Origin of the sequence: Paenibacillus illinoisensis NBRC 15959, from assembly GCF_004000925.1 — a bacterium.
GTDB classification, from domain to species: domain Bacteria; phylum Bacillota; class Bacilli; order Paenibacillales; family Paenibacillaceae; genus Paenibacillus; species Paenibacillus illinoisensis.
The window spans coordinates 690,517-704,043 of the sequence record NZ_BIME01000002.1 but is presented as its reverse complement, the minus strand read 5'-3'; the positions used below and the strand labels follow the sequence as shown (position 1 = coordinate 704,043).

General features: G+C 43.1%; 14 protein-coding genes. 4 read left to right on the top strand and 10 right to left on the bottom strand.

Going from position 1 to position 13,527, the window contains the following annotated elements:
• Window positions 1-12: 12 nt before the first annotated feature.
• Window positions 13-792, bottom strand: coding sequence for an SDR family oxidoreductase (locus PIL01S_RS08445; RefSeq protein WP_127537133.1), 780 nt, complete (start codon window positions 790-792; stop codon window positions 13-15).
• 18 nt (window positions 793-810) lie between these two features.
• The gene (locus PIL01S_RS08440; protein WP_127537132.1) at window positions 811-1,812 is read right to left on the bottom strand and encodes an NADP-dependent oxidoreductase; all 1,002 of its coding nucleotides are present in this window, start codon (window positions 1,810-1,812) and stop codon (window positions 811-813) included.
• Window positions 1,813-2,068: 256 nt separating this feature from the next.
• On the opposite strand from PIL01S_RS08440, the gene PIL01S_RS08435 reads away from it, so the two are divergent.
• Window positions 2,069-2,617 (top strand): TetR/AcrR family transcriptional regulator, encoded by a 549-nt coding sequence (locus PIL01S_RS08435; RefSeq protein WP_127537131.1) that lies wholly within the window; start codon window positions 2,069-2,071, stop codon window positions 2,615-2,617.
• 447 nt (window positions 2,618-3,064) lie between these two features.
• Here the strand turns inward: PIL01S_RS08435 and PIL01S_RS08430 are convergent, their stop codons facing one another.
• The 5 genes from PIL01S_RS08430 to PIL01S_RS08410 form a co-directional block, all read right to left on the bottom strand.
• The gene (locus PIL01S_RS08430; protein WP_246058127.1) at window positions 3,065-3,361 is read right to left on the bottom strand and encodes a hypothetical protein; all 297 of its coding nucleotides are present in this window, start codon (window positions 3,359-3,361) and stop codon (window positions 3,065-3,067) included.
• Window positions 3,362-3,574: 213 nt separating this feature from the next.
• Complete coding sequence (locus PIL01S_RS08425) at window positions 3,575-4,753, bottom strand: MFS transporter (protein WP_127537130.1); 1,179 nt, start codon at window positions 4,751-4,753, stop codon at window positions 3,575-3,577.
• A 143-nt stretch (window positions 4,754-4,896) separates the two neighbouring features.
• Entirely contained in the window at window positions 4,897-5,199 is a 303-nt protein-coding gene (locus tag PIL01S_RS08420) for an ArsR/SmtB family transcription factor (protein WP_095357945.1), read from the bottom strand.
• Between the two features lie 206 nt (window positions 5,200-5,405).
• Complete coding sequence (locus PIL01S_RS08415; protein ID WP_127537129.1) at window positions 5,406-6,065, bottom strand: DUF2306 domain-containing protein; 660 nt, start codon at window positions 6,063-6,065, stop codon at window positions 5,406-5,408.
• Window positions 6,066-6,115: 50 nt separating this feature from the next.
• Window positions 6,116-7,135 (bottom strand): DJ-1/PfpI family protein, encoded by a 1,020-nt coding sequence (locus tag PIL01S_RS08410; protein ID WP_127537128.1) that lies wholly within the window; start codon window positions 7,133-7,135, stop codon window positions 6,116-6,118.
• Window positions 7,136-7,328: 193 nt separating this feature from the next.
• On the opposite strand from PIL01S_RS08410, the gene PIL01S_RS08405 reads away from it, so the two are divergent.
• Both PIL01S_RS08405 and PIL01S_RS08400 read left to right on the top strand, forming a co-directional pair.
• A complete protein-coding gene (locus tag PIL01S_RS08405) occupies window positions 7,329-8,042 on the top strand; it encodes a response regulator transcription factor (RefSeq protein WP_127537127.1) in 714 nt (237 codons plus the stop codon).
• Window positions 8,020-9,345, top strand: a complete 1,326-nt coding sequence (locus tag PIL01S_RS08400) for a sensor histidine kinase (protein ID WP_127537126.1) — start codon at window positions 8,020-8,022, stop codon at window positions 9,343-9,345. The genes PIL01S_RS08405 and PIL01S_RS08400 overlap by 23 nt, the downstream gene beginning before the upstream one ends.
• Before the next feature lie 264 nt (window positions 9,346-9,609).
• Here PIL01S_RS08400 and PIL01S_RS08395 read toward each other — a convergent pair whose 3' ends face one another.
• From PIL01S_RS08395 to PIL01S_RS08385, 3 genes are read right to left on the bottom strand one after another with little or no spacing between them, the layout of a single operon-like run.
• Window positions 9,610-10,653 (bottom strand): Gfo/Idh/MocA family protein, encoded by a 1,044-nt coding sequence (locus PIL01S_RS08395; RefSeq protein WP_127537125.1) that lies wholly within the window; start codon window positions 10,651-10,653, stop codon window positions 9,610-9,612.
• Between the two features lie 54 nt (window positions 10,654-10,707).
• Window positions 10,708-11,556 carry a sugar phosphate isomerase/epimerase family protein gene (locus tag PIL01S_RS08390; RefSeq protein WP_127537124.1) on the bottom strand — a complete coding sequence of 283 codons (849 nt, stop codon included), beginning with the start codon at window positions 11,554-11,556 and terminating at the stop codon, window positions 10,708-10,710.
• A 34-nt stretch (window positions 11,557-11,590) separates the two neighbouring features.
• Complete coding sequence (locus PIL01S_RS08385; protein ID WP_127537123.1) at window positions 11,591-12,235, bottom strand: carbohydrate-binding family 9-like protein; 645 nt, start codon at window positions 12,233-12,235, stop codon at window positions 11,591-11,593.
• 189 nt (window positions 12,236-12,424) lie between these two features.
• On the opposite strand from PIL01S_RS08385, the gene PIL01S_RS08380 reads away from it, so the two are divergent.
• On the top strand, window positions 12,425-13,330 hold the full coding sequence (locus tag PIL01S_RS08380; RefSeq protein WP_127537122.1) for a helix-turn-helix domain-containing protein: 906 nt from the start codon (window positions 12,425-12,427) through the stop codon (window positions 13,328-13,330).
• Window positions 13,331-13,527 lie beyond the last annotated feature (197 nt).

Here is a 13,527-nt window from a genome sequence, read left to right as displayed (position 1 = left end):
ACTTACTCATCCTTACTGCTTTGATTTGAGGAGCATTCGTCCCCAAGTATGTGTGATGAAATCCGGAGCGAACTTCATGGAAAAGCGCATAACTTTCGTAAACCCCGCATTTACTCGCAGTTTATTTTTCTCCATCCCTTTAATACCAACATGAACAAGCTTCTCTAATGGCAAGGAAATCATCTTATTTAATAAGCCTTCGTTAAAAGTGTCTGTGAGATTGGTTTCCGAAATAACCGGTGGACAAAGTTCCATTACATGTATGTTTTTACCTTTAGCCCGAATTTGCTCACGTAACGCATCACTAAACATGTGAATGCCAGCCTTTGTAGCAGAATACGTAGGTGCGTTGGCAATAGTAATATTGGCAAGTAGAGAACTCATGTTAACAATCATTGCCTCCTGTTGTTTAGCTAACAGGGGTAATAATGCCTTGGTCACGTAGATTGTCCCGTTCAAATTTGTGGCAATTTCTGCAGTAAGATGCTCGTAAGTGACTGTTTCATCAAACAAGTCGAATTCGTGTATAATACCTGCATTATTCATAACAATATCCAGTTTGGGATAGTGAATGGTTAGTTCCTTCGCAAGATGCTCTACACTATTGGGATTGCTAACATCAGCCACTATGCCTATAAAGCCGGGATTGTTATTTAAGATCTGGTCGATTCGTTGTTGTGAGCGTCCAGTTATGATTACCGTATTCCCCATGTCGTGCAGTCGTTTCGCAAAAGCAAAGCCAATTCCGGACGTACCACCAGTCACCAGAATGGTTCTGCCTTTCAATTTCATGATCATCACCCCCTTCCCTTAAAATCGGATAATAACTTTTCCTTTAGGATGACCTGTTGCAACAAGGTTTAGAGCTTCATTGATATCTTCAATGCGAAACTCTGTAGGGTCCACCGCGGGAACAATTCCGTTCTTTTCAATAATCTTAGTAATTTTTCGTAACTGCTCTCCATCGCTGCGTACAAAGACGAAATGATATTCGATCTTCTTTTTCTTTGCTTTGTGATCATACTTGGCTCCGGCAATGCTAAATAGCTTTTGTTTCCACCACGGTAAGCCCATTGCTTTAGCAAAACGTTTATTAGGGCCTGTTCTTAGCGAAAGAAGATGACCGCCTGGTTTAATGACGGAGAGTTCATGATCGAATTCACTGGGTCCCAAGGTATCGATCACATAATCAAGATCGCGAAGTCGTTCCCAATAGTTCTCGGTCGTGTAGTCAATGTATTGACTCGCTCCAGCGGCCATTGTACGTTCGCGTGCTGTTGGACTTCCACTAACGATGACCTTCAGCCCCATGCTTTTAGCGATAGGAATAGCCATTTGGCCAAATGAACCAGAGCCGCCGGGAATGAACAAACTTTCTCCAGCTTTTGCAGCTAGCTCTTCATGCAAACTTTGATAGGCTGTCAATCCTGTTAAAGGCGCAGCGGCACCGGTTACAAAATCCAGATTACCCGGTAAGTGAGCGATGGCATCCGCATGAATCGCCGCGTATTCGGCAAACGCACCGATTTTTTGCAGCGGGAGCCGTGTATAAATCGCATCGCCAACTTTGAAACCAGTGACGTTCTTGCCAATCTTTTCGACAATACCAGTGAGCTCATTACCGAGTGTCAGCGGGAACGCATAGTCCTGGATTAACTTCACGCTTCCGGTCGCGATAAGCAGTTCCAGGTGGTTGACCGCCGCAGCTTTTACCTTCACCAAAACTTCGTGATCCGTTATTTCCGGGACTGGGATATCGCGTACTTCAACTTTAAACTGTTTTGAATATTGGGTAATCTGTGCTGCTTTCATAAAATTATCCTCCTGTATGCAGTTTCACCAAGTAACATTTATTTAATTTTGTAACTTACACAGCAAGCATAATCTTATTGGTTACAAAAGTCAACGTTTGTTACTACATATTTTATATGCTAAAATAAATTAAAAGGTATGATTACCGGGTGGTAAAGACTAACTAACGAAAGAAGGGTTGGGCAGAACGGTGTGAGACTGGGGTATAGCAGTAACTGGTCGCTTCAAAAAGCCCCATATTCACCTGCCATAACAAATGGCTAAAATCACGCAGCAGCTTATTATTGAAACTGCCGAAGCATTAATGGAGCGCACGGAGAAATCCGAAGTGACGCTCTCACAAATAGCGGATGAATTGAATATTACCCATGCAGCACTCTATAAGCATTTTAAAAATAAACAAGAACTCTGGGCAGCTGTAGCTAAAAACTGGTTCAATCGGATGATTTCAGAACAAATCAGTATAAACATGGCGCATTTGGCCTCATCCCAGGAAGTGCTCCACGACTGGCTTTGGGCATTTGTGAATGCCAAAAAACGCGCTTATAATGAGAATCCCAAAATGTTCGCATTGAATACACAGTATGTGGACAGTAATCCTTTGGTATTACGGGATGTTCTCTGGGATTCATATCAAATTATTGATGGGTTTATGGGTTATAACGATCCTCACTTTGAACGGGCCGAGGCAATACTATCTGCTTTTGCGGTGTTTAGTCTCCCCTCTTTTAAGGAATCATGGAATTCACCAGACTACCAAGAGCGGTTTGAACGCATCTGGAGTTTAATCAAACAGGGTGTTTGAAAGGATATCCTATATTACAAGGAGCAGTGTTGCCTGCCTGAGGTACCTGCTCCTGTTTCATTGCTGCACTTAAATTCTTATCTAAGTGGGAACTTGTTCTTGTACATGAGAGCCTGGAACTGGGGAGTTCTTTTCCGTCTTTTCCCCAAAAGAATATTCGCCTTTGTGGTAGTTCAGAGCAATTAATATTCAACTAAACTGTCCTATAGTTGAACAAAAGCAGCCGATCCCATAGATCAGCTGCTTTCTTGGTATATTAAATTATCGTTTCCCGTTAGCGTAATGTTCTGTACTTCTACCTTTGATACGGATCACCGTAATGAATCAATCCACTTCATGGCCGTGTGGGATTCTGAATAGTGATATCATATATTGCATTCTTCAGTTCATATTGATATTTACTATAGTTTTTTTAAGTCCTTTTGATGAAAAAAGGTCTTTTTTTGGTTATAATTCTATCTCCAATAAATTTTGCCCTGTTGGATATTCAGCAGCCTCATTATATGAATTTGCAAATCCTAGAAGTTTCTCAACTTTCCATGTTCCATAAAGATATTCTTCAGTTTCACGATCCAAACTTATACGATCTACAATACAATCGGATTTGTTTTCTGGAATAAAAGACTCTTCCGTTTCAGGTGTAAGCTCACTTGATGCATTGGGATATGATGTTGTTTCAACATTTCCACAAGCCGATGCTCGCATCAACATTATCATAATACAAGCCAATAATGTTTTTTTCATTTCTCACACACATACTATAAAGTTATGTTTTCGCATGTTTACTCGCTTGCTAACTGAATTAATCCCCGTATGTATGGATTAAAGTCTCCTGTTCCATTGTTGTGTTTTTAGTCTAATACAAAATAAACACTCCGATTATTAAATAAAAGTCGCACATTAATATAATAGGGTAAAAGCAAACAGAGCACTCTTCAGAAGAGTGCTCCTTGTAATTCACTTATAGTTGATGCTGGAATTAACTTTTGTAACGGTATTCATTTTATTTAGGATGACCAATGCAAATATTGCAATCGCAATCCCAGCAGCACCAATCCATGTAATCGACGTGAGAGAGATCGTTTCAACAGCTATCCCTCCCACACCAGCACCTGCTGCCATAGCAAGCTGCATCATGGACTGATTAAGACCAAGCATAACTCCTGATGCTTCAGGTTCAATTGTCGTTAAATGATATTGCTGCGTTGGACCGGATGACCATGCTGAGAAGGACCACAACAAAAGAACGATCATTACACCAAGTAATGTATGGGTCACAACGGACAACAGGATCAGCATGACAATGTGGAGTGCCAATCCACCGGATAATGTTCGATGAACGCCCCACCGGTCCGTACTGAAGCCGCCGATTTTGGAGCCAATCATGCTGGCTATACCAAATATAAGCAATGCGCCGCTGAGATATTTATCACCTAGTCCCGATACTTCAAGCAAATAGGGAGAGAGGTACGTATAAGCGATGGAGTATCCTCCAAGCCAAAAGAAGGTAATCGATAATCCTAATGCAACTTTAGGCTTTTTCAATAAACTTAACTGCTGTCTTAACGGAATGGGCGCGTCCCCCTTAATACGCGGAATGGCGAAAGAAAGAATGATCATTGCGATAATCCCCAAAAGTGCAATCCCCCCAAACACTGATTTCCAACCAAGAGTGTCGGCTGTGATTCGTCCAAGAGGTACACCAACGATTAATGATGCTGTGAAACCCATGACCACTGTGGCAATAGCACTTGCTTGTTTACCTGCTGGTGCTATTTTAGCTGCAATATTTAAAGCAGTGACCACAACAACTCCTGCACCAATCGCCATAATGATACGAGCAACTACAAACAGTCCATATCCTGGTAGGGTAAATGCGAGGATATTAGAAATCACAAATATTGCTAGGCCAATAATGATCAATTTTCGTCTGTCCATACTCGCGGTTATCGCCATTAGAATTGGAGTGAATAAAGCATAGACCAGAGAAAAAATGGTGATTAACTGACCAGCTGCAGCCAGTGAGACATCAAAAGACCCGGCTACCTTATCTAAAATGCCAGATAAAATATACTCAGAAGTCCCAACCAAAAAACTAACGATAGCTAAAATATAGACTTTCAAACTCGATGACATATGTAATACAACTCCTTTAATAAAGTATAATAAATGACATATTGCGAAATGTAGATATGTATAATTACAAATAAACATATAACGAATTGTCGAAATGATGAGCGGAGAAAAAACTGAATTCTTGGTAAGAACTCAGTAACGACTTACATATCATTCATCATATAACGAGCCAATTGCTTTATGGCTTCCTCGTCTCTCTGATAATACGTAAATTTGCCTATCCGTTTTGTTGTAATCAACCCTGCCCGCTGCAATATCGTAAGATATTGAGAAGCCGTTGACTGTGTCATGTTAAGCTTGTCGGTTATTTGACTTACACAAACCCCTACTTCCTTCATATCCACTCCTTCATGGGGTTTGAAATGCACGTATGGTTCTTTGAGCCATTGTAAGATCTGTAACCTGGATTCATTCGAAATGGCTTTAAATACTTCAATTGGATTCATAACCCTTATTATATCGATCATTTGCGATATGTCAATTTAAATTTCTTAGACATATAGATCATGGAAAGTACCGAAAAAAAAACTGCGGTATCAAGTCTTTTGAGCTAAAATTCAAATTTTTTAGATAGGATAAACTTTGTTACGGATAGAAAAGAATCGTTACATGACATGTAACGTTGTTACAGTTCAACAAAAACGATCGAAACCTACGAAAAATAGGTTTCGATCGTTTTGTTTTTTTTAATCTTATTCAGATACCGGATAAACATGTCCGGAAAGATCAATAACAGAACGAGGCTGCTATACAAACCATATGTATAACTACTCGCATAGGCCAAGCCGAAGCCTTCATTGAACATATATGTGATTAGGTGAATCAACATATTCGTAAAACAGAAAGCATAACTTCGGATCATGTAATTCCGGTGTTTTACGATTCGTTTCTTTTTAATCTGCACAATCGCCATAACTGTCATTAGTGGCCAAATGATGTTGATTATGTTAAATGCGATGCTGTTGATCTTGCCTCCTGTGGAATATGGAGCCATGTAGCCGGATGTCAGCACAACCATCATCACAGAAACGACATAGACATACCCATTGATCCGATGAATTTTCCGGTGTTTCTCCAGTATGAAGCTTGAAAAATTGACTAATCCTGCTGCCATTGCTAAACATGCAAATGCAACATGAATGTACATGATTTTTAGCCATACCGGAAGATTCAATTCACGCTTCAGCCCGGTTTTGTGATTGAGAAATGCGGTTGCTTCCGGATCGAATACGTAATGTCTAACTAGTGAATACAGAATGAAAATGATGCTGACCCCGACCAAAACGCGGTAGGCCATGTTTGTTTTTTTCATGATTGAACCTTTCCATTTCTAATATCATCTGTCGTTACACTGAATCTCAATCAAACTAAGCGATGACCTGTCAGTTTCGATGCTGGCAAGAAACCAGCCTTGGCAGTTCCAGTCATCACATCCCCTTGTACGTTTACCTCAAAATGAAGCTGTAATTTCATCGGTTTGCTCACCCGAAGATCCCAGACTAATTTATCACCCTGATCCCGAGGTTGGATGAGTTCCACAGTCTCACCGTCTTGCGTAGCTGTGCCCCGAATGCTGCCGTTATCTGTATGAATCACAAGCCTAGTTTCAAGTTTTCCAATTGGTGTTGAGATGACTACTTCCCATTTCCCTTCGTAAAGTGACGCAGAGGTATGCACCTTCTCTAGGGTAACCGGCGCGAATTTTATTTCCTCTTCTTTTCCTGTCGCGTCCATGTCATCCGCCCGCACCATTCCTTCTGCTTTCCATACCGTTCCCCGCCGCTCAAATTCAAATAGCTGTTCCACGGCATGTGCGATACGAGGGCCTAGTGTACGTTCCACTAAATATAACGCAACATCAAGCCCAGAAGTCACACCACCTGCACTCACCAAATTGCCGTCATCCACAATGCGTGCCTGAATAGGAAATGCACCGGTAGCGCCCAAAACTCCCATGCCCATATGATGCGTAACTGCATGTCTGCCTTCAAGCAAACCTGCCATCGCAAGCAGAAGCGAACCGCCACACACCGTAGCAACTAGAACGTCTTCTCGTTCCAATGCTTGTCTAATCTTTACAGAAATTTCTGTACCAGCAGCATGGTTCAGAATGATTGGAATTGAATCAGGCTCCTCTCCGGAGACTTTACCGGATGCGCCCGGCACAAGGATCATGCCCCCACATTCAGGATCCAGTTTCCCAGTCGCCTCGATCTCCAGCCCTTGAATGCCACTTGTGACGTCCCGTGGCCCTTCCGCGGTCACTAGTTCTACCCTCAGGGCTTCTTCAGTATACATCGATGCCGCAATAAACACTTCATAAGGCGCAATTGCATCCAAGAGATCAAAACCATCAAACAACACAATTTGAACATGCAACATAAATATGTCCTCCCTCTGATTTCGATCCTGATGCAGGGAATTCTCCCTGTTCCTTTGAAAAGGATACCAACAAAACCTCTCGAAAGAAGGCGCACACCCGCCACAAAACCATCAACAAAATATCACAAAATTATAAACATTCATTCGTTTTCAATACGCCCATGTTACACTAGGTTTTGAAGGTGGGATACGGATGAACGATTCAATTACTGTGCTTATTGTTGACGACGACCTTAGCATTGTCGAATTATTAAAAGACTTCTTGGAACACGAACAATTTCGTGTCATCACGGCTTGCAACGCTACTGAGGCTTGGGATGCGCTCCAGCATTGTGCCATTCAATGTATCGTTCTGGACATCATGATGCCTGGACAGAACGGCTTCGATTTGTGCCGCCAGATTCGCAAAGAAAGTTCTGTGCCGATATTGTTCTTAAGCGCCAAAAGTGATGACGTGGATAAAATTAGAGGGCTTTCGCTGGGTGGAGATGACTACATTGTGAAAACGGCTTCTCCTGGCGAAATTGTTGCTAGAGTAAAGGCTGTATTAAGACGTACTTCTTCCCCACCTCAGACCACGGTAGAATCTTTGCTGGAAAACGGTCATCTGCAATTAAACCTCGTATCCAGAGAAGTATTCGTAGAAGGCAACAAAGTCATGTTTACCCCCAAAGAATATGAATTGTTGCTGCTGTTTACCCAGCACCCCAAGCACGTATTTACGTATGATCAATTGCTGGACAAGTATTGGGCAGGCATTGGCGACAGACATACGGTTCGTGTGCATGTAAGCCGCTTGCGCGAGAAGATCGAAATCGATCCGGCTAATCCGCAATATCTGGTGAACGTTTGGGGCGTGGGATATCGCTACGAAGGAGGTTCACGTGAGAACGTTAAGGATTCGTAAACTCATGTTGCTTTTTCTGCTGTTCATCCTGCTGTTGCCTTGGCTCCTCTTTTTGACCGCTCATTATATCGAAACCGGAACCTTACGATTTTCCGCAGCTCCACTGCTGAATGAAGAACAACAAATGCAACAGAATGAGATTATTGGGCAGATCGAAGCGAATATGGACCGCTGGAGTGTACCCGAATGGCAGGTGCAGTTGAAAGGCCTGTTGGATGATACAAACATGAAGGTTTCCCTGGTCTCCGCTGCCGGACAGGAGATTTATCGTACTAATGCGGACCATATCAATAGATATTCAACTGTTGAACGATATACATTGCTCGCAGATGGTCAAATAAAAGGGAAAATCGAACTTTACATTCCTAAAACAAACCAGCTCCAAGTGTTCTCAATCTTTATCGGATTTTTGGTTGCCTTGTTTGTCATCAGCATGGCGATGCGGCATTTTTTGATCAAACCGCTTGAGAGGCTTAGTACGTCTGTGCGATTGCTTGCTTCCGGGGATTGGAACGTGCCTATTCCTGCTTCACACATCAAGGAAATTGCCGATGTCCGGGATGCTTTTGACGAGATGGTACAAGGATTGCAAACGTCTCACTTGAAACAAACGAGCCTCGAAGAGGAACGTCGTTTCGTCATTGCCGCTGTGGCACACGATCTTAGAACCCCGCTCTTTGCACTGCGTGGATACCTCGAAGGACTTGAACTGGGGATAGCCCAATCACAAGAAAAAACTGCGAAGTACGTCGCCGTATGCAAAGAAAAAGCATTACAGCTGCACCGTTTGGTCGAGGATCTATTTACGTTTTCCAAAATGGATTATAGCGAATTTATGCTTATCGAAGAAGTCGTAAACCTGCACACTGTTCTGCAGCAATCGGTAGAAAATGTGGCGCCCTCGGCTCAGCAAAAGAATATCTCAATAAATTTGCATTTAACAGGTGCATGCATTGTTCGCGGCGACGCTCATCTGCTAGAACGCGCGATCAGCAATTTAATGGATAATGCCGTCAGATACACCCCTGATTCCGGAAAAATTATCATAGAGTGCAACAGCATTACCGATCAAGTCAGGTTTACAATCCGAGATACGGGTTCAGGATTTGCAGAGAATGAACTGAAGCGGGTATTCGAACCCTTATTTCGAGGCGAGATGTCCCGGAACCGTTCTACTGGAGGCAGCGGTCTGGGCATGGCTATATCCGAACGCATCATCCGGCGACATGGAGGCGAACTTATGGCTGACAACGATACCCGCGGCGGAGCGCTCTTGTCGGGATGGCTTCCATCCTTGAAATAATCATGTAAGAGGCTACCAATGGATTGATAGAGACCAGTCCATTAGTAAAAAAATAGCAGCCGATCATATAGATCAGCTGCTTTCTTAGTTTTATTAAGCTATCGTTCCCGTTAGTTGAATAATTATTTTACTTTTATAATTCCCAAATCGCCTCTCCTCAGAAATAATTAAAAGTGGGGCTCGAATATGAATACGGTCTTATCTGTTCCATTCTACAGAGTGCAGGTTTTTGTCCATCAGAAGAAACATAATTAATGAAATAAACTATACCTCCGCTGTCAGGCTGCTAGCCTTTTCCCCGAGCGTTATAAGTGCACCTCGTTCATCTGCTGAGCGTATCTCTGCTTCTATAATTTCAAGACTTCCTATCGCGCTCTCTGGGGTGCATACCGACACTGGTTCCCCTGCTGCAACCGAGCGGATAAAGTACCGGATTTGTTGATAATACCCCGAGTCTGGAGAAAGATCGGCAACAAAGCCTGGTGCATCATTCGGATTCACTTTTAGTTCTCCATTCTCAAATACAAGGTTTCCCTTCTCAAAATTAACGCGGAATGTCATTGAGAAACCGTAATCACCCTCTAACGTCCAATCTGCCTGTGCATTCAGTACCTTTCCATCAGGATATAGATAATGGGTCGATAGGATATCATAGCCACTCCCTGGATTCACATTACGAGCGAGTGTAGAAACCTGGTCCGGTTTTCCAAATAACCAGTGGATGATATCCGTATCATGGATATGCATATCTAATATACAGCCACCGCTTTTGTCACCATCCAGAAACCATTCTTGAGGCAAACCTGAACCACGGAAGAAATAACCTGCTTTCACCGCTCCATACCGCTTCTCATCAACCACTGACTTGAGATATTCATATGCTGGCCAAAAGCGTAAACATTGACCGATCATCAGTGTTTTTCCCGTCTGTTTTGCGGCATGGGCCATCTTCCAACCATCTGATGAATGGCGTGCGACTGGCTTTTCACAAAGCACATGGATGCCTTTGTCCAACATGGCACATGTGAGCTCTGCGTGCAGCGGTGTAGGCAATGTAATATCAATGATATCCAGTTCTTCTTGCTCCACCATTTCTGCGATGTCGTCGTATAGCCGATAAGGTGTGAGGTCATAAATTTCTTGCTCTGTTGCCATATTTCCGGATGCTTTACCATGCTGTAGTTCATCTATTTTCAAATCACAGATAGCAACTAGTTCGACAGATTCCCCTTCCGAGGCGAGGCGTATATAGTTATCAAAATGCATGCGCCCCATAAAACCAAAACCAACCAAGCCCACTTTCAACATGTGTTTCCCTCCTAATGTAAAAATGATATTTTATAAATGCGTTGTTATATGATTTCAATAAATGGATCTCTCCAGAATAGCATCCATCGCTCTGGACGTGTTGTAGACTATCTGCTCAGAATGATGGGTGTATGGCGGAATCATCTCTGCCGTAACGTAGTTGTCGTAACCAATGTTACGTAATGCTTCCATAACAGCGGGATAATTCACATCTCCGGCGAGTAGATCCACAAAGCCATGTAGTCCACCCGCTTGCCGGCGATAATCCTTTAAATGGACCTTTTTGATCCGATGCCCCAGAATACGAACCCATTGTTCCGGATAGCCGCTCTGCACCACATTGCCTACGTCGAAATAGGAGCCAACATACTTGGATTGGAAGGAATCGATGAACGTACGAAGTTCGAGCGGCGACACCAGAAACTTGTTCCATACATTTTCAATTCCGATCGATACTCCGGCACTTTCAGCATATGGCAGCAGGTATGCGATAGCTTCTTGAGCCCGCTCATAGGCCACCTCGTAATCAGTCACTTCGCTCTCAGGGATAAAATCAACCCCTACGGCACCGGGAATTACCAAGATCGTATCCACGCCAAATGCGGCTGCGAGTTCCAACTGTTTTTTGCACACATCCATTGCTTTGGTGCGAGTCTGCGTATTCGCACTCGTCATCGGATAATCCCAGTATAGTCCGGTAGCTAGACCTGCAATCTCAATTCCTGCCTCTTCAAGACGTCCTTGAATATCGCGAACTTCCTGATCTGTGGTTGACAGGCTTAGCTCCCCTTCTCCGTTCAGCGATAGTTCAATCCCCTCGAATCCAGCCTTCTTAGCTGTCCTAATACAGTCTGCGATGGCTAAGTTCCCTGGAAACGACCATATATTTATTCCTTTTTTCATCTTCATTACCTCCTCGTCGTTATGAATGGCAATGCTAAGCCAATTGCAATAGACCAAACTTGGATGACATATGAAAGTTAATGGCTCCGGTTGGCTGCCAAGCCTGATATTCCCGTTCTCCCTGTTCATTCTCATCAATGCGATACATGTTAACTCTCCAACATAATCCTGAAGTCAAGGGTGAGTTGAAATTATCGGACGGGATATGAATACAGTACAGTCGGTTACCTTGGTCATCGGCTTCCACCTCGGTTTGAAGTCCCTCTAGGCGCCAAGTTACATCTACCTTCAGCTTCTTGCCCTGTCCGTCATCATTTTGGATGAGAGCATCGAAAATCACGTTGTTCGGACTGATCTCCAGCTCCATGTAACTTCGGCCATCCCCTTTTTCGTCGATAAAGATTTCAACTACGTCTTGTTCGTACAGAGGTTGATCTCTTTCCGTGAAATTGGATACGACGTAGGGGTCCTGACACACATAACGGATATGCAGGTATTCCTCACTCCACCCCAAACGTACTTCGGTTGATTGCAGAGGTGGCAAACCCGTCACTGTATTGACCAAATTCAGAGGCACACAATGTTCCCAATCCGAAGGAGTTGGCAACTTTCCCTGCGTCGTGAACTTGAATGCATGACAATGGTAGGGGCTGCTCCGTTCCACAGGAAGAAAGTCCATCCCGCTTCATCTCCTTAATTTGACTTAATCCGTGATATTGTATATATGGAATGAAGATGTAATAATAGTTGTATTATATATAACCTTTTCTGAATTTGATTTAGAAGATCAAGAGATTATTTGTACAATTCCGTTCTGTTTTCATAATCTGATCATGGCAATGAATTACATAGAGAGGAGTTGAAGCCTGTGTCACCTCCGCAAAGGGATTATCCAGTACAAAGAACTGCCAATTACAAGGAATGGTCTCCCAATGTCCACTATGCACAATTTCAGACTCTACCTCCAGGCAAACTCCCCAGACGGCGACTGTATGATTTCGAACTTCTCTACGTCTGTCAGGGTGAAGCAGCGACCTACATGGACGATAAACGCTATACCCTAAAAGCTGGAGAACTCATTATGTTACCTTCCGGGGTATATCATCAAAATGAAGTCGTATCTCGTCCCGAGGCACGTTTCATTGGTATTCACTTTGACTTTTTCAACGAGTTAACCATTCAAACTGAGGCAGATATGGTTGTAAATGAAGAGACTATTCAGCTGCATAAATTCGCCGCAGAAGCCTGCGCAGAAGGGATGCCACCTTTATCCGCGACCCCTGTCTATTCACCGTCCTCTTCTGCAGTTCAACTTATGGAACAGCTGGTCCATGAATTTACGATGCGTCCGCCAGGTTATGAGCTCATATGCAAAGCCTTGATGCTGCAATTGCTCACCCATCTGCTGCGATCACCTTATCTGAACTCATCACGCCATGTTTCCGTTCATGGGGATAAGCTGCGTGAACTCATGAGGCAGATCGAAGATGCTCCCTCAGAGCCTTGGACCAATTCAGGCATAGCCAAACAAATGAATCTTAGCATAGACCACATGGCAAAACTGTTCAAACAAATGGTTGGCATGCCTCCAAACGAATACATTCAATCCATCCGCCTAAGGGAAGCCCGCAAATTGTTGCGGGAAACGGACTGTCCCATCGAGGTCGTAGGCACACAAAGCGGTTACCCTGATATTCATTATTTCAGTCGCACATTCCGCAAACATGAAGGAATATCTCCTCGAGAGTACAGGAAATTATCACGAATGCTATAAAAAAGTTCCTTCATCCATTCGTGGATGAAGGAACTTTTAGGTTAACGCTTTTGTCTCCAAGGAATTAATGTTTTAATCCCCTTTTCATCTTTATTTAACTGACTTATAAATGATCAGAATTATCAGAATTCTTCGGTATATCATTTAAGAACAGATGGATTTGTTGTTTGAAGAGTTCATGCTCTTGTGTGTCAAAA